At 63.0% G+C, this 14,610-nt stretch carries 16 protein-coding genes and 1 tRNA gene; 10 read left to right on the top strand and 7 right to left on the bottom strand.

From position 1 onward, the window contains the following. Positions 1–311: 311 nt before the first annotated feature. Together NKH78_RS03065 and NKH78_RS03060 are read right to left on the bottom strand one after the other, a co-directional pair. The gene (locus NKH78_RS03065; RefSeq protein ID WP_254816854.1) at positions 312–503 is read right to left on the bottom strand and encodes a hypothetical protein; all 192 of its coding nucleotides are present in this window, start codon (positions 501–503) and stop codon (positions 312–314) included. A gap of 3 nt (positions 504–506) precedes the next feature. Further along, complete coding sequence (locus tag NKH78_RS03060; protein ID WP_254816855.1) at positions 507–716, bottom strand: hypothetical protein; 210 nt, start codon at positions 714–716, stop codon at positions 507–509. A gap of 365 nt (positions 717–1,081) precedes the next feature. Here NKH78_RS03060 and NKH78_RS03055 point away from each other — a divergent pair, with 365 nt between their 5' ends. Then, complete coding sequence (locus NKH78_RS03055) at positions 1,082–1,798, top strand: pentapeptide repeat-containing protein (RefSeq protein ID WP_352688090.1); 717 nt, start codon at positions 1,082–1,084, stop codon at positions 1,796–1,798. Between the two features lie 755 nt (positions 1,799–2,553). Here NKH78_RS03055 and NKH78_RS03050 read toward each other — a convergent pair. Then, positions 2,554–2,643 (bottom strand) — tRNA-Ser (locus tag NKH78_RS03050). Between the two features lie 426 nt (positions 2,644–3,069). Between NKH78_RS03050 and NKH78_RS03045 the strand changes: the two genes are divergently transcribed. The 3 genes from NKH78_RS03045 to NKH78_RS03035 all read left to right on the top strand — a co-directional run bounded on the left by NKH78_RS03045 (position 3,070) and on the right by NKH78_RS03035 (position 5,327). Further along, positions 3,070–3,393 carry a hypothetical protein gene (locus NKH78_RS03045; protein ID WP_352509895.1) on the top strand — a complete coding sequence of 108 codons (324 nt, stop codon included), beginning with the start codon at positions 3,070–3,072 and terminating at the stop codon, positions 3,391–3,393. Between the two features lie 68 nt (positions 3,394–3,461). Then, a complete protein-coding gene (gene msrA / locus NKH78_RS03040; protein ID WP_352509893.1) occupies positions 3,462–4,124 on the top strand; it encodes a peptide-methionine (S)-S-oxide reductase MsrA in 663 nt (220 codons plus the stop codon). A gap of 213 nt (positions 4,125–4,337) precedes the next feature. Next, complete coding sequence (locus NKH78_RS03035; RefSeq protein ID WP_254816859.1) at positions 4,338–5,327, top strand: BMP family lipoprotein; 990 nt, start codon at positions 4,338–4,340, stop codon at positions 5,325–5,327. A gap of 65 nt (positions 5,328–5,392) precedes the next feature. Here the strand turns inward: NKH78_RS03035 and NKH78_RS03030 are convergent, their stop codons facing one another. Next, positions 5,393–5,614, bottom strand: coding sequence for a SlyX family protein (locus NKH78_RS03030; RefSeq protein ID WP_352509891.1), 222 nt, complete (start codon positions 5,612–5,614; stop codon positions 5,393–5,395). A 181-nt stretch (positions 5,615–5,795) separates the two neighbouring features. Between NKH78_RS03030 and NKH78_RS03025 the strand changes: the two genes are divergently transcribed. Genes NKH78_RS03025 through deoA form a run of 6 tightly spaced genes read left to right on the top strand, consistent with a single transcriptional unit; the run spans position 5,796 to position 11,970 of the window. After that, complete coding sequence (locus NKH78_RS03025; protein WP_352478115.1) at positions 5,796–7,328, top strand: ABC transporter ATP-binding protein; 1,533 nt, start codon at positions 5,796–5,798, stop codon at positions 7,326–7,328. Next, complete coding sequence (locus NKH78_RS03020; protein WP_352509890.1) at positions 7,325–8,464, top strand: ABC transporter permease; 1,140 nt, start codon at positions 7,325–7,327, stop codon at positions 8,462–8,464. The genes NKH78_RS03025 and NKH78_RS03020 overlap by 4 nt, the downstream gene beginning before the upstream one ends. Position 8,465: 1 nt before the next feature. Further along, the gene (locus NKH78_RS03015; protein ID WP_352509889.1) at positions 8,466–9,437 is read left to right on the top strand and encodes an ABC transporter permease; all 972 of its coding nucleotides are present in this window, start codon (positions 8,466–8,468) and stop codon (positions 9,435–9,437) included. 6 nt (positions 9,438–9,443) lie between these two features. Beyond that, entirely contained in the window at positions 9,444–9,836 is a 393-nt protein-coding gene (cdd, locus tag NKH78_RS03010; protein ID WP_352509888.1) for a cytidine deaminase, read from the top strand. Beyond that, positions 9,833–10,651 carry a purine-nucleoside phosphorylase gene (locus NKH78_RS03005; protein ID WP_352509887.1) on the top strand — a complete coding sequence of 273 codons (819 nt, stop codon included), beginning with the start codon at positions 9,833–9,835 and terminating at the stop codon, positions 10,649–10,651. The genes cdd and NKH78_RS03005 overlap by 4 nt, the downstream gene beginning before the upstream one ends. Then, the gene (gene deoA / locus NKH78_RS03000) at positions 10,651–11,970 is read left to right on the top strand and encodes a thymidine phosphorylase (protein ID WP_352687985.1); all 1,320 of its coding nucleotides are present in this window, start codon (positions 10,651–10,653) and stop codon (positions 11,968–11,970) included. The genes NKH78_RS03005 and deoA overlap by 1 nt, the downstream gene beginning before the upstream one ends. Positions 11,971–12,077: 107 nt before the next feature. Here the strand turns inward: deoA and NKH78_RS02995 are convergent, their stop codons facing one another. The 3 genes from NKH78_RS02995 to NKH78_RS02985 all read right to left on the bottom strand — a co-directional run bounded on the left by NKH78_RS02995 (position 12,078) and on the right by NKH78_RS02985 (position 14,470). Further along, on the bottom strand, positions 12,078–12,638 hold the full coding sequence (locus tag NKH78_RS02995; RefSeq protein ID WP_352506393.1) for a TIGR02281 family clan AA aspartic protease: 561 nt from the start codon (positions 12,636–12,638) through the stop codon (positions 12,078–12,080). A gap of 100 nt (positions 12,639–12,738) precedes the next feature. After that, a complete protein-coding gene (upp, locus tag NKH78_RS02990; RefSeq protein WP_254816867.1) occupies positions 12,739–13,368 on the bottom strand; it encodes a uracil phosphoribosyltransferase in 630 nt (209 codons plus the stop codon). A 127-nt stretch (positions 13,369–13,495) separates the two neighbouring features. Continuing rightward, on the bottom strand, positions 13,496–14,470 hold the full coding sequence (locus NKH78_RS02985; protein ID WP_254816868.1) for an adenosine deaminase: 975 nt from the start codon (positions 14,468–14,470) through the stop codon (positions 13,496–13,498). Positions 14,471–14,610: the final 140 nt, after the last annotated feature.

The raw sequence follows: 14,610 nt of genomic DNA, 5'->3' as shown, positions 1-14,610 counted from the left end.
GCTTCTGGTGAAGCGCGGGCCGATTGGTTGTAGGCTGATCTGAGGCAAGAGTGCGGGGAGATGAAAGCCGCTCAGTAGCCTTCGCGCGCCCCTCTGCCTGCCATGCTGCTTATCGCGGCCTTCATTTTGGCGTTGTGCCTGCGTCCCCAGGAAGGTGAAAATATCGACACTTCTTGGATCTTCGCCGAAACGACTGCCTTGTGCTTTTGGGGCGCGACGCCCAGCGAGCGCAGGTGCGACGTTGATGCAGCCTTGTTGTTGGCGACGCAGCATGACGGGGTCATCGTCAAACGACGGTAGAGCGCGCGGACCTACTGTTGCGCGAGCCGGTCCCCGAGCGTGTTTGCTTCGGCCAATCTTGCCAGCGATTGTTCGACTTTCTGCGCCGAGGCGTCTGTGCGCTTGATGTGCCGTATCATTTGCTGCCTCAGCAGCGCGAGCCTTGCGACGCGATATTCGTCGCCGTATCTCGCAGTTTCAAGGTGGAGGGTCGCGAGCATCATGGGTCAATTCTTCCGATCGATCTTCGTCATGCGTTCCCGGGCCTCAATCACGCGTTTTTGCTCAGACCGTATGCGGTCGCACAACGCGAGATTGACGGCGACACAGCCATCGTTCAACAACAGTTCATTCGCACGCTTCAGCGAGCGCTCGGCCCGTTTAACGCGCAGCCTGGCATTGGCCAGTTCGAAGCTAAAAATATCAATCATCATCATACCGCTTCGTTTGCGGTCCCTTCGATTGTTAACCGGCGTCGATCCCATTTGTTCCGACTGCACGCGGCGCAGCGCCAGGAAGGAGCTTGTCTTTCGCCCGTGCTGGGCCGTTCGCGATGGCGGGGCATGCTAGGTGGGCGGGCTGGTGCAAGGCGAAGGTGTGAAGGCCTGGCCCGTAATCACGTTCTGTTCACTCTGGCTAATGTAAGCTGGCCGCCTAGAATTCGCCGCGAAGCTGTTTGACGCGGAGCTTCACGCCAGGCTTGACCCACTGCGCCGCGAGCACAGCCATGTGGTCACCGTGGCTCGAGTGTCAGCAGATGTGGTAAGGGTGAGTGTCGGCGAGTAGCAGAGGTCCAGCAACAATGACTTTGAGGCGAACCAGAGCTTACGGCACATCCGGCTTGGTTCTAGCGGTTTGCACTGTGTTTGCTTGGCAGAACGCCGCTGCCGCTCAAAATTGCGACGCCGCCGCGACGCCTGGCGTCAATTGGCAAGAGTGTGACAAGAAGCTTCTCATCCTAGACGGACAGGACCTGAGCGGGGCGAACCTGTTCGGTGTTGATTTCACTTCGACCGACCTCAGGAACACCAATCTCCGTGCGGCAAATCTTGAGAAGGCAACGCTTGTGCGTGCTTCCCTGGCCGACTCGACCGCCAAAGGCGCCCGGTTCGACAGAATCGAGGGCTACAGGACCGACTTCAGCCGTATGGACGCGCAGGGCGCTGTGTTTGCGAGCGCGGAAATGCAGCGCTCGAATTTCCAGGACGCCAATCTGACCAATGTTGATTTCACAAAGGCAGAACTGGGGCGTGCGCAGTTCCATGACGCCGATATCAGCGGCAGCCGCTTCTCGTTTGCCAATCTCGCACGGGCGGACTTCCGAGGAGCGAGGTTCACCGCGCCGATAGACTTTGACCGCGCCTTTTTCTTTCTGACCCGTATCGAGGGCCTCGACCTTTCCAATTCGGTGGGTCTGTCCCAGTGGCAGCTCAACATGGCTTGCGGAGACGCCCGGACCGAGTTGCCTTCTGGCTTGACGAGGCCTGAAGATTGGCCCTGTCAATTCCAGCAGGAATAGTTGTCGGCAAGCGAACCGCGGCAATGCTGCACCCGACAGGATTCGAACCGGTAACTTTGTGCCGCGGGCATGCCCATTAAGGTCGAAGCCACCACCCGAGACGGCGAACTCCGGATATCCCTGTCTAATGCCGGAGAGCCCATTCCGCACGAGACAATGCAGGGGATCAGCATTAAGGAATATAATCCTCCCGTTGCGGCGAGCCCCTTCAACGGAGAATCGCCATGACTCGAAAGACCCTCGCCGACACTCTGTCCGCCCGCGAACCCATCTAAGTCAATTGTGCGCACCCGATGTGCTGCAAATCGACGAAACTTGACATCCAGGCGCTGATTGACAGGCTCGGCCATGACCACGGCTCGATGCATGACGACTTGGTCGGGCTCTTTGTCTGCTCAAATTGCAAGGCTGCCGGCCGTGACCGACCTTCTTCGCATGCATTCCTGACTACGAAGGCCATCAGCGGGCGCGCAATCGCGACTGGAAGCCAACTTTCGAACGAAGGGGCTGAAAGTGGCCGGCGCCGCTTGGGGGGCGTTGGGGTAGATTGCCTGTAGGCGCCGGCGGGGCGGATTGGGGTCCGCAGACGCGAATCCTGCGGGCTGCCCTGCGGTTTTTTCCGGACACTCCGATTCCCAAGCAAAGTCAACAAAGGGGCGGCGGCATGGTGGCCGAGCTTCATCGTTTGCGGACGTTAGGAACGGAAAGGCCGCAACTCACAAAGCGAAACAATAACAGACGCTTAAGTGGGTATCTGGCGGAGAGAGCGGGATTCGAACCCGCGTTACGGTTTCCCGTAAACACACTTTCCAGGCGTGCGCCTTCAACCACTCGGCCACCTCTCCGTCTTTAGCATTTTCGACGCGGCCGGTTTCGCCGCGCGGGTTGGGGAGATGCATCTCCTTTGGGATTCCGGACCGGAATTCCGGCCGTGGGCGCCGTCGACCAGCGGATACCCTTTCCCCACACCTGAGCCGTCAAAGCAACAGGCGCGGGGCTCATCTAGTCGATCCGGTGCCGAATGCCAAGACATAACGATAGTCTATTCGCTTTGCCGGATACGGATGCTCACCCCATGTTACCGGAGCACCCGTAGGGAGCCTATCGAAAGGGGCGGCCGAGGTGTGCTCGCCGTCCGGCGCGCCGCCGGTTCCAGCGAACCGGCGGTCGCCGGTTCAACTTCGCGTGTCGCGATTGCAGGCGAAGCAAGTAGATCCTATCTAACAGTCCGATACGACATTCTGATAATCTCCTGGGGAGGAAGGGTCTGGATGTTCCGCTTCATCTTTCGTCTCGCTGCAATGGTCGCGCTGTCGGTTTCGGTCATCATGGCCGTGCTCGATGCGACACGGTCGGTGGCGGCTTCGGCGCTGGTGATGACACCGCTTAATTCCAGCTGGCTCGCGGTCTCGCCGGATACGCGCAGCGCCTTCGAAAGCTTCGTCCGCGACAAGGTCAATCCGCTGCTGTGGGATGGCGCCATCGCCTGGGTGCTCAGCCAGCCCGGCTTCGCCGTGTTCGCGGTGCTGGCGTTCATTCTTTACGCCATCGGCTACAGGCGGCCGCGCCCCAGCGGGCGGTTCGCCGCGACCTGACATTTCCAGCCTGACCCGGTGTTCCCGTGCCGGGGAAGGCTCAACCAAGAAGAAAAGGAAACCGCACTATGTTTCTCAGCGACATGCTGAACAAGAAGCTCAACCTGCCGAAGCCCTCCGAGGCGCTGCCCGGCCGCGACCGGCCGATCCCGACTGCATCGAAGCACTTCGTCTCGAACAGGCCGCTCAAGGGTCCTTATCCCGAAGGGCTGGAAACGGCGATGTTCGGGCTGGGTTGCTTCTGGGGCGCCGAGCGCCTGTTCTGGCAGGTCGAGGGCGTCTGGGTCACGGCGGCCGGCTATGCCGGCGGCGTCACGCCCAACCCGACCTATCAGGAAACCTGCACCGGGCTCACAGGCCATGCCGAAGTCGTGCTCGTCGTCTACGATCCCAAGATCGTGTCCTATGCCGAGCTTTTGAAGCTGTTCTGGGAAAGTCACGACCCGACGCAAGGCATGCGCCAGGGCAATGATGTCGGCACCACCTACCGCTCGGCGATCTATACGTTCAACGACGCGCAGTACCAGGCGGCGCTCGCCTCGCGCGATGCCTACGAGGCTTCGCTGCGCGGTGCCGGACGCGGCAAGATCACCACCGAGATCGCACCGGCGCCGGAATTCTACTTCGCCGAGGAAGACCACCAGCAATATCTGGCGAAGAACCCCTACGGCTATTGCGGCCTGCGGGGAACCGGCGTCTCCTGCGCCATTCCGGCCGCCGTCTCCGCCTGATTATGCCCCTGACGCAAGGAATATGCTGTGGCGCCGCGATGCGGCGCCATGCTTTTCCAAAGGGTCAAAATTCCACGTGAATTTTGTTTCGGGCCGTGCCAGATTGACCCGAAGCGGGAGGAAGACACTCCTGCCTGACGCTGCATGCCTGCCGGAGAACCGGGCCGGCATGCGGTGCATAATGGACAAATAACCGACAGGGGTGTGGATCACATGAAACGTATCGTTCTCGGCCTTATGGCCGCAGCTGCAATGGTTCTCCCGGCCTTCGCCGCGGACATTCAACCCGCGATCCTCTATGATCTCGGCGGCAAGTTCGACAAGTCGTTCAACGAAGCGTCCTTCAACGGCGCCGAAAAGTTCAAGACCGAGACCGGCATCCCCTATGTGGAATTCGAGGTCAGCAACGCCACCCAGCGCGAGCAGGCGCTGCGCCGCTTCGCCGAGGACGGCCGCAATCCGATCGTCATGGCTGGCTTCTCCTGGGCCGACGCGCTTGACAAGATCGCCACCGAGTTCCCCGACACCAAATTCGCCATCATCGATATGGTCGTCGACAAGCCCAATGTCCGCTCCCTGGTCTATAAGGAGCAGGAAGGCTCGTACCTCGTCGGCGTGATGGCGGCGATGGCTTCCAAGACCAAGAAGGTCGGCTTCGTCGGCGGCATGGATATTCCGCTGATCCGCAGGTTCGGCTGCGGCTATGTAGGCGGCGCCAAGGCGGCCGGCGCCACCGACGTCATCCAGAACATGACCGGCGATACGCCGGCAGCCTGGAACGATCCGGCCAAGGGCGGCGAGATCGCCAAGACGCAGATCGACCAGGGCGCCGACGTAATCTACGCGGCGGCAGGCGGCACCGGTGTCGGCGTGCTGCAGGCAGCGGCCGACGCCGGCAAGCTCGGCATCGGCGTCGATTCCAACCAGAACGGCCTGCAACCCGGCAAGGTGTTGACCTCCATGGTCAAGCGCGTCGACGTTGCCGTCTACAACACCTTCATGGATGCCAAGAACGGCAAGTTCACGGCCGGCGTCAACGATCTCGGCCTCAAGGAAGGCGGCGTCGACTACGCCATGGACGACAACAACAAGGCGCTTGTCGACGACGCGATGAAGGCAGCGGTCGAAAAGGCCAAGGCCGACATCATCGCCGGCACCATCAAGGTGCACGACTACATGTCGGACAATGCCTGCCCGTATTGATTGATCGACATTGAAGACTGACGAGCCGCCGGGTGAAAGCCCGGCGGTTTTGCATTGTCAGCCGCTCACCAGTGCGGCGGCTTGGTCACCGGCACGTCGGGTGCGGCCTGTTCCTCCAGCGCCAGGAAGCGCTCGGCCAGCGCGTCGAGCTTGCGCTGCATGCGCTCGATCACCTTCCACTGCTCGGCGATCTGGCCTGACAGTTCCTCGATTGTCTTCTCCTGCTCGGCGGCGCGGATTTCCAGCGTCGTCAGCCGGTGGTCGGGCATGTGGGCGGGCATGGTCATCTCAAATCCTCGATCAGGCGATTGTGCAGGCTGCGGCCACGTTGGAAATTGACAAGCATGGCGGGATTTGTCGAGAGTGAACCCTGCTCCGGGCAATTGACATAGACCCAATTGGCATAGACTGGGCGTCATGCTAGGCGTTTGACCAAGCGGTAAAAAAATAACAGTGGGAACAGGCTGCATGGCGCAAGCCGCAATCGAGCTGATCGGCATCGACAAGAGCTTTGGCGCCGTGCGCGCCAACCGCGACATCAATCTGGAGATTATGCGGGGCACCATCCATGGCATCGTCGGTGAGAACGGCGCCGGCAAGTCGACGCTGATGTCGATCCTCTATGGTTTCTACCAGGCCGATTCCGGCGAAATCCGTGTCGGCGGCCAGCCGGCATCGATCAAGACACCGAATGATGCGATCGCGCTCGGCATCGGCATGGTCCATCAGCATTTCATGCTGGTCGACAATTTCTCGGTCCTGGAAAACGTCATTCTCGGCGCCGAAAGCGATGCACTGCTGAAGAAGAGCATCGCCAAGGCGCGTTCCGAGCTGGAGCGGCTCGAGCGCGAATACGGGCTCGAAGTCGATCCCGACGCCATCATCGAGGAGTTGCCGGTCGGCCTGCAACAACGCGTCGAAATCCTCAAGGCGCTCTATCGCGGCGCCGAAATCCTGATCCTCGACGAGCCAACGGGCGTGCTGACGCCGGCCGAGGCCGACCATCTGTTCCGCATCCTCAGGCAGCTGAAGGAGCAGGGCAAGACGATCGTGCTGATCACCCACAAGCTGCGCGAGATCATGGCGATCACCGACACCGTCTCGGTGATGCGCCAGGGCACGATGGTGGCGACACGCGAAACTAGGAAGACCACGGTCGAGGAACTGGCGGAGCTGATGGTCGGCCGGCGCGTGCTGCTGCGCGTCGAGAAGGGCGAGGCGAAGGCCGGCGGCGTCAAGCTCGCGGTCAAGAACCTGACGGTCAAGGATTCCCGCGGCGTCACCATGGTCGACGACGTCTCCTTCGACGTCCATGCCGGCGAGATCGTCGGCATTGCCGGCGTCGCCGGCAACGGGCAGTCCGAATTGCTCGAGGCGATTTCCGGCATCAGGCATGCCGTTTCGGGCTCGGTCATGCTCGACGGCAAGCCGATCGACCTCACCGGCGCCGCCGACCCTGGCGAGCTGCGCGAGCGCGGCCTTGCTCATGTGCCGGAGGACCGCCATCACGTCGGGCTGGTGCTGGCCTTCGAGGAGAACGAGAATTCGATCCTCGGCTACCAGGACGATGAGCGCTATCTGAAGGGGCCGTTTCTCGACATCGACGCCATCCGTGACGATGCCCGGGACAAGATCGTCAAATATGACATCCGCCCGGCGGACTGCCGCCTCAAGACCGCCAATTTCTCCGGCGGCAACCAGCAGAAGATCGTGCTGGCGCGGGAAATGGAACAAGATCCCGGCGTGTTGATCGTCGGCCAGCCGACGCGCGGCGTCGATGTCGGCGCCATCGAATTCATCCACAAGCGCCTCATCGCCATGCGCGACCAGGGCAAGGCGGTGCTGGTGGTTTCGGTCGAACTCGACGAGATCCGCTCGCTGTCCGACCGCATCCTGGTGATGTTTGCCGGCCGCATCGTCGGCGAACGCGGCCCCGACGCGACCGAGGGCGAGCTCGGCCTGCTGATGGCCGGCGTCGAGCAGCGCGAGGCGGCGGAATGAGCACTCCCTATGCCAAGCTCCCGGCCTGGGCCGACTACGTGCTGATCCCGCTGATCAATCTGTTCGTCGCCTTCGTCGTTGCCGGCTTCGTCGTCATATTGGTCGGTGAGAACCCGTTGCGCGCGGCTGTCATCCTGGTCGAGGGCGCCTTCGGTCGCGGCCAAGGCATCGCGTTTACACTTTTCTATGCTACCACCTTCATCTTCAGCGGGCTTTCGGTGGCGGTTGCGGCGCATTGCGGCCTGTTCAACATCGGTGGCGAGGGCCAGGGCTATATCGCCGGTCTCGGTATCGGCATCGTTTGCCTGGCCTTCGACAGCGTGCTGCCCTGGTGGCTGACCTTCCCGATTGCCATTATCGCCGCCGCGGCGATGGGCGCGCTGTGGGCGCTGATCCCGGCCTATCTGCAGGCCAAGCGCGGCTCGCACATCGTCATAACCACCATCATGTTCAACTTCATCGCCGCCAGCGTCATGGTCTATGCGCTGGTGGGGATGCTGAAGCCGCCCGGCTCGATGGCGCCGCAGACGCGCACCTTCCTCGAAGGCGCGCAATTGCCGAAGCTCAACTGGGTCATCGAATTGTTCGGCGCCAAAATCCGTTCGGCGCCATTCAACGTCAGTTCCCTGCTGGCGCTAGCCATGGCCTTTCTGGTGTGGGTGCTGATCTGGCGCACGAAGCTCGGCTACGAGATGCGCACCTATGGCCACAGCCCGAAAGCGGCGCGTTATGCCGGGATTTCGGAGATACGCATCATCATCATTGCGATGATGATCTCGGGCGCGTTGGCCGGCATGATGGCGCTCAACCCGACGATGGGCGACCAGCACAATGTCGCGCTCGAATTCGTTTCGGGCGCCGGTTTCGTCGGCATCGCGGTGGCGCTGATGGGTCGCCTGCACCCGGTCGGCATCGTGCTGGCGGCGATCCTGTTCGGCATGCTCTACCAGGGCGGCGCCGAGCTCGCCTTCGAGATGCCGGCGATCAGCCGCGACATGATCGTCATCATCCAGGGCCTCGTGATCCTGTTCGCCGGCGCGCTCGAGCATATGTTCCGGCCCTATGTCCAGGCGTTGTTCGCCTCGCTCAGCCCGAAATCGGTCGGCATGGAAGCGGTCAAAGGGAAGGGCGCCTGAGATGGATTTCTTCAACGCCATCGTACAGGTCCTGGACTCGACCATCCGCCTTTCGGTCCCCTTGCTGCTCGCCTGCCTCGCCGGCCTCTATTCGGAGCGGGCCGGCGTCTTCGACATCGGGCTCGAGGGCAAGATGCTTGTCGGCGCCTTCGCCGGTGCGGCCGCCGCCTCGGTCTTCCACTCGGCCTATCTCGGCCTCGGCATGGCCATCCTCATCTCGGTTGCCTTCGCGCTGATCCACGGCTTTGCCTCGATCACCCATCGCGGCAACCAGATCGTTTCCGGCGTCGCGATCAATTTCATTGCCGCCGGATCGACGATCATGCTCGGCCAGGCCTGGTTCCAGCAAGGCGGGCGCACGCCGGCGCTGGCTGCCGGCGAGCGCTTCGAAGCAATCATCTGGCCGGGCGCGGATGCGCTCAGGGGCGTTCCGATTCTCGGGCCGATCTATTCGGAACTCATCTCCGGCCACTCCGTGCTGGTCTATCTCGCCTTCCTGGCCGTGCCGTTCACCTGGTGGGTGCTGTTTCGCACCCGCTTTGGGCTCCGCCTGCGCGCTGTCGGCGAGAACCCGGCTGCGGTCGACACCGCCGGCATCTCGGTCGCCTGGCTGCGCTACCGGGCGCTGATTTGCACCGGCGTGCTCACCGGCATTGCCGGCGCCTATCTGTCGATGGTGCAGAATGGCGGCTTCGTGAAGGACATGACCGCCGGCAAGGGCTACATCGCGCTGGCCGCGCTGATCTTCGCCAAATGGAAACCGGTCAACGCCATGTTCGCCTGCCTGCTGTTCGGCTTCCTCGACGCCGCGTCGATCCGCCTGCAAGGCACGCCGCTGCCGCTGATCGGCAAGGTGCCGGTGCAATTCATGCAGGCGCTGCCCTATGTGCTGACCGTCATCCTGCTTGCCGGCTTCATCGGCAAGGCAATCCCGCCGCGCGCCGGCGGCGTGCCTTATGTCAAGGAACGCTGATCTATCATGACTCATGATCTGTTCGAAGCGGCGAAAGCCGCCATGGCCAAGGCCTATGCGCCCTATTCGAAATTTCCGGTCGGCGCGGCGTTGCGCACCGAGGACGGGCGTGTCTTCACCGGCGCCAATGTCGAGATCGCGTCCTATCCTGAGGGCTGGTGCGCCGAAACCACCGCGCTCGGCCACTACGTCATGGGCGGCGGCGGCAAGATCACGGAAATCGCCGTGATCGCCGAACGCGTGGCAAAATGCTCGCCCTGCGGCGGCTGCCGGCAGCGGCTGGCCGAATTCTGCCGGCCGGAAACGAAGTTCTATCTCTGCGATGACAGCGGCGTGGTCGAGACCGTGACCATGGGCGAGTTGTTGCCATACGGGTTTGAAGGCGATGTGCTGAAATGAAGGAAGCGCTCGATCACCTCGTCGAAAGGCTGGATGGGCTGGCGCCGACCACGGCCTTGGTGCTGGGGTCAGGGCTTGGCGGGCTCGTCGACCAGGTCGAGGATGCGGTGCGCATCTCCTACGCCGACTTGCCGGGGTTTCCCCGAAGCGGTGTCAGCGGCCATGCCGGCGAGGTGGTGGCGGGGCTCTTTGCCGGCACGCCGGTGCTGATGCTGTCCGGCCGCGCACACTATTACGAGCACGGCAACGCAGCGGCGATGCGGCCGGCGTTGGAAGTGCTCGCCGGCATCGGCATCTCCCGGCTGATCCTCACCAACGCCGCCGGTTCGGTCGATCCCGGGATGGGGCCGGGCTCGGTAATGCTGATCACCGACCACATCAATTTCTCGGGGTCCAACCCGCTGATCGGCGAACCGAGCGACCGCCGTTTCGTCGGCCTGACCGAAGCCTATGACGCCGATCTCCGCTCCGCCATCGAGCGGGCGGCGAAGGCGACCGGTACCATGCTGCACAAGGGCGTCTATATGTGGTTCTCCGGCCCATGCTTCGAGACGCCCGCCGAGATCCGCATGGCGCGCGTCATGGGCGCCAACGCGGTCGGCATGTCGACGGTGCCGGAGGTCATTCTCGCGCGCTTCCTCGGGCTGCGCGTCGCCGCCTGTTCGGTCGTGACCAACCTTGCCGCTGGCATGACCGGAGCCGAGCTGTCGCACCAGGAGACCAAGGACATGGCGCCGGTCGGCGGTGCGCGGCTGGCGACCATCCTGCAGCGTGTTTTTCAGGACGGGCTTCCGGAGCACAGGGTCGACGCCTGATGCTTCCCCAGGAAATCATCCGCCGCAAGCGCGACGGGCAGAAGCTCTCGGCTGAGGAGATCGCGTTCTTCATCGAGGGCTTGGCCGCCGGCACCGTTACCGACGCACAGGTCGGTGCCCTCGCCATGGCAGTATTCTTCAACGGCATGAGCCGCGACGAGGCGGTGGCGCTGACTATGGCGATGCGCGATTCCGGCGATGTGCTCGACTGGTCGGATCTGCCCGGCCCGGTCACCGACAAGCATTCGACGGGCGGCGTCGGCGACAATGTCTCCTTGATGCTGGCGCCGATCGTCGCTGCCTGCGGCGCCTATGTGCCGATGATTTCCGGCAGGGGTCTGGGCCATACCGGCGGCACGCTGGACAAAATGGATGCCATCCCCGGCTATATCAGCCAGCCGGATGTTGCGCGCTTCCGCAAGACCGTGCTTGAAACCGGCTGCGCCATCATCGGCCAGACCGCAGACCTCGCACCCGCCGACGCCAGGCTCTACGCGATCCGCGATGTGACGGGAACGGTCGAATCCGTGCCGCTGATCACCGCCTCGATCCTGTCGAAGAAGCTGGCGGCCGGCCTTGGTTCGCTGGTGCTCGACGTCAAGGTCGGCAACGGCGCCTTCATGGAGAAATCGCGCGACGCAACCGCGCTGGCCAACAGCCTGGTCGAGGTCGCCAATGGCGCCGGCCTGAAGGCATCGGCGCTGGTCACCGGCATGAACGAGCCGCTGGCCTCCGCCGCCGGCAATGCGGTCGAGATGCGCAACGCCGTCGATTTTCTCACCGGCCGCTTTCGCGACCGGCGGCTGGAGGACTTGACGCTGGCGCTGGCCGCCGAGATGCTGCAATCGGCAGGCCTGGTGTCGTCCAACCAGGACGGCCTGCGCCGCGCCGCCGAGACGCTGGCCGGCGGCCGCGCCGCTTCCATCTTCGCGCGCATGGTGGCGGCACTGGGTGGTCCCGCCGACTTTGTCGACAATCCGGAAAAATATCTGCCGAAAGCGGCAACGGAATTCGCGGTCAAGGCGAGCGCGAACGGCTTTGTCTCCGGCATCGCGACGCGCGAGATCGGGCTTGCCGTGGTCGGGCTTGGCGGCGGGCGGACGCGGCCCGACGACAGGATCGATCACGCCGTCGGCATCACCAGGCTGTTGCCGGTCGGCGCCGAAGTGCGGGCCGGCGAAGCGCTGGCACTAGTCCATGCCCGAAATACCGGGGATGCCGAAGCGGCCGCGGCCGTCGTGCTTTCGGCCTATACGATCGGCCCTTCCAGACCGGCCACGGAGAAAACCGTCATCCGGCGGATCCTGCCGCGCGGATAGAGCCCATTCCGATGGTATCGAATGGGCTCTATCTTTCTTGGACCATGATCTTGTCCGACGACCGGTCCCCTTTTCGCTGGCGTGGACCTGCGGTTCGGGATCACTGCCTACTGAACCAGCAGCAGCGTGCCGTCTTCGACCTGGTATTTTTCGAGCCGCTGCAGAAAGCTCATGCCGATCAGGTTGGTGTGCAGCGCCCTGTCGTCGAGCACGACGGCCTCGACGCCCTCGACGGTGATCCTGCCGATCTGCAGCCGATCAATCGTCACCACGGCGGCCTTGATCGCACCGTTGGCGGTGTTGACCTGATGGCTGAAGTCCGTCGGATTGAGCGAGATGCCGATCCTGCGCGCGGTCGAACTGTTGATGGCGACGAGCGTCGCGCCGGTATCGATCATGCCGTCGATCTGTCGGCCGTTCAACTTGAAGACCGACATGAAATGCCCGCGCGCGTCCGCGGTGACGACGACCTTGCGGCCGAGCGGCTGCGGCGTCGCCGGCCTGTCCCGAACGGCGGCGAGATTCAGGTCGGTTTGGGTGTCGGCCGGCCTGGCCCCGATCGCGGATTTCAACAGCCGCTCGATTACCTGTGAATTGGACTGATATACGATCGGCAGCGATGCCGACGTTCCGGCAAACACGCCAAGGATGAGAAGCTTGCGCAGCATGGACCGGCCTTTGTGGTTGCCGATCCTTAGTCCGACATGGTGTTTGCCGCTTTAACGAATGCGGAAACCAGCCGTTTGCGTAAACAGTCGGTAAACGGATCTATTTGGTGCCGTACATGCGGTCGCCGGCATCGCCAAGGCCGGGCATGATGTAGCCCTTCTCGTTGAGCTGGCGGTCGATGGAAGCGGTGAAGACGGGAACATCGGGATGCGCGTGGGTGAACCGCTCAAGGCCCTCTGGTGCCGCCAACAAGCAGAGGAAGCGGATGTTGGTGGCACCGCGGCCTTTCAGCTTGTCGATCGCCGCGATCGCCGAATTGGCGGTCGCCAGCATCGGGTCGACGACGATCACCAGCCGGTCGGCGAGGTCGCCCGGCGCCTTGAAGAAATACTCGACCGCTTCCAGCGTCTCATGGTCGCGGTAGAGGCCGATATGGGCGACACGCGCCGCCGGCACCAGATCGAGCAGGCCTTCGAGCAAGCCGTTGCCGGCGCGCAACACCGAGGCGAAAACCAGTTTCTTGCCCTCCAGCGTCGGCGCCTCCATCGTCTCGATCGGCGTCTCGATCGTCGTCGTCGTCAGTTCCAGGTTGCGGGTGACCTCGTAGCCGAGCAGCAGCGAGATCTCGCGCAGCAGCCGCCGGAAGCCGGCCGTCGAAGTCTCTTTCTTGCGCATGATGGTCAGCTTGTGCTGGACAAGCGGATGGTCGACGACGGTGACGCCCTTCATGGTGTTCTCCAACTGCGCAAGTGAATGGTGAATGGTGAATAGTGAATAGTGAACTGGTTTGCGAGTCCTTGGTGCGCGGCAAAGCCCGCAGTTGACGGACCGAAGCGCCGGGTGAGCCATTCACCATTCACCTGCCCTTGGCGCCGAGCCTGCCCAGCAGCGCCGCCCTGGTCTTCCTGTCGACGAAGGCTGCCTCGATGGCCGTCCTGGTGACGGCGGTGAGCGCCTTGTCGTCCATCGCAAAATGCTCGGCGGCGATGTCGTATTCGCGTTTCAGCGAGGTCCAGAAATAGGGCGGGTCATCTGAGTTGAGCGTCACCTTGCAGCCCGCCGCCTTCAAGGCGGGAAAGGGATGGTCGGCGAAACTGTCAAAGATTTTCAGCGCGATGTTGGAGCCGGGGCAGCATTCGAGCACGACGCCTTCGTCGGCGATGCGCCGCACGAGATCGGGGTTCTCGATGGCGCGCACGCCATGGCCGATGCGAGACGGGCGGATGTGGTCGAGTGCCGCCTCGACGCTCTCCCAGCCCATCAATTCGCCGGCATGCACGGTGATGCCGAGGCCGGCCTCGCGGGCGATCTCGAAGGCCCTGACATAATCTTCCAGATCACCTATCCGCTCGTCGCCGGCGACGCCGAAACCGGTGACCAGCGGATGCCCACACCGGGCGGCGAAACGTGCCGCCCGTTCGATCGATTCGACACCGAAATTGCGCACGCCGGTGACGATCATGCGGCCTTCGATGCCGGTCTTCGCCTTGGCGCGGGCCATGCCTTCGCCGAGCGCGTCGGTATAGGCCTTCGGCGACAGCCCAGCCTTGCTTGCATGGTCGGGCGAGGTGAAAACCTCGGAATAGATGGCGCCGTCGCGGGCGAGGCTGGTCAGGTAGTGATCGGCCAGCCGCGCATAGTCTTCTTCGGTGCGGAACAGGTCCGACGAGAAGTCGTAGGCGGCGAGGAAAGAGGTGAAGTCGTGCCACACGAAGGAGCCGTCCTGGATGTAGGGCGAGGCATCCTTGCCGTATTTCTCAGCCTGGCGGAGGACGAGTTCAGGCGCCGCTGCCCCTTCGATGTGGCAGTGCAGTTCTGCTTTCAAAGGCATTCAATTATCCCGTCAGGCTTTTTTTCTTATGACGCAAGTTCCTGTCGGAACCGTGTGACACTTTTCCGGAACCTGCTTCGAAGCGCGGCCGAACACCGCGCCTTAAACAATAGCGCCCGCACCATCGATCGGCTATGGTC

The organism is Mesorhizobium sp. M0910, from assembly GCF_040319465.1.
In the GTDB taxonomy this organism is placed as follows: domain Bacteria; phylum Pseudomonadota; class Alphaproteobacteria; order Rhizobiales; family Rhizobiaceae; genus Mesorhizobium.
This window is presented reverse-complemented; position numbering and strand designations above follow the sequence as displayed.

What these genes read in the sequence shown, in the direction of transcription:
- NKH78_RS03020 (WP_352509890.1), top strand. Translation starts at nt 7,325, where the DNA reads ATGAGCACTCCCTATGCCAAGCTCCCGGCCTGGGCCGACTACGTGCTG.
- NKH78_RS02985 (WP_254816868.1), bottom strand. Translation starts at nt 14,470, where the DNA reads ATGCCTTTGAAAGCAGAACTGCACTGCCACATCGAAGGGGCAGCGGCG.
- NKH78_RS03030 (WP_352509891.1), bottom strand. Translation starts at nt 5,614, where the DNA reads ATGACCATGCCCGCCCACATGCCCGACCACCGGCTGACGACGCTGGAA.
- msrA (WP_352509893.1), top strand. Translation starts at nt 3,462, where the DNA reads ATGTTTCTCAGCGACATGCTGAACAAGAAGCTCAACCTGCCGAAGCCC.
- NKH78_RS03015 (WP_352509889.1), top strand. Translation starts at nt 8,466, where the DNA reads ATGGATTTCTTCAACGCCATCGTACAGGTCCTGGACTCGACCATCCGC.
- NKH78_RS03055 (WP_352688090.1), top strand. Translation starts at nt 1,082, where the DNA reads ATGACTTTGAGGCGAACCAGAGCTTACGGCACATCCGGCTTGGTTCTA.
- NKH78_RS02995 (WP_352506393.1), bottom strand. Translation starts at nt 12,638, where the DNA reads ATGCTGCGCAAGCTTCTCATCCTTGGCGTGTTTGCCGGAACGTCGGCA.
- upp (WP_254816867.1), bottom strand. Translation starts at nt 13,368, where the DNA reads ATGAAGGGCGTCACCGTCGTCGACCATCCGCTTGTCCAGCACAAGCTG.
- NKH78_RS03005 (WP_352509887.1), top strand. Translation starts at nt 9,833, where the DNA reads ATGAAGGAAGCGCTCGATCACCTCGTCGAAAGGCTGGATGGGCTGGCG.
- NKH78_RS03045 (WP_352509895.1), top strand. Translation starts at nt 3,070, where the DNA reads ATGTTCCGCTTCATCTTTCGTCTCGCTGCAATGGTCGCGCTGTCGGTT.
- NKH78_RS03060 (WP_254816855.1), bottom strand. Translation starts at nt 716, where the DNA reads ATGATGATGATTGATATTTTTAGCTTCGAACTGGCCAATGCCAGGCTG.
- cdd (WP_352509888.1), top strand. Translation starts at nt 9,444, where the DNA reads ATGACTCATGATCTGTTCGAAGCGGCGAAAGCCGCCATGGCCAAGGCC.
- deoA (WP_352687985.1), top strand. Translation starts at nt 10,651, where the DNA reads ATGCTTCCCCAGGAAATCATCCGCCGCAAGCGCGACGGGCAGAAGCTC.
- NKH78_RS03025 (WP_352478115.1), top strand. Translation starts at nt 5,796, where the DNA reads ATGGCGCAAGCCGCAATCGAGCTGATCGGCATCGACAAGAGCTTTGGC.
- NKH78_RS03035 (WP_254816859.1), top strand. Translation starts at nt 4,338, where the DNA reads ATGAAACGTATCGTTCTCGGCCTTATGGCCGCAGCTGCAATGGTTCTC.
- NKH78_RS03065 (WP_254816854.1), bottom strand. Translation starts at nt 503, where the DNA reads ATGATGCTCGCGACCCTCCACCTTGAAACTGCGAGATACGGCGACGAA.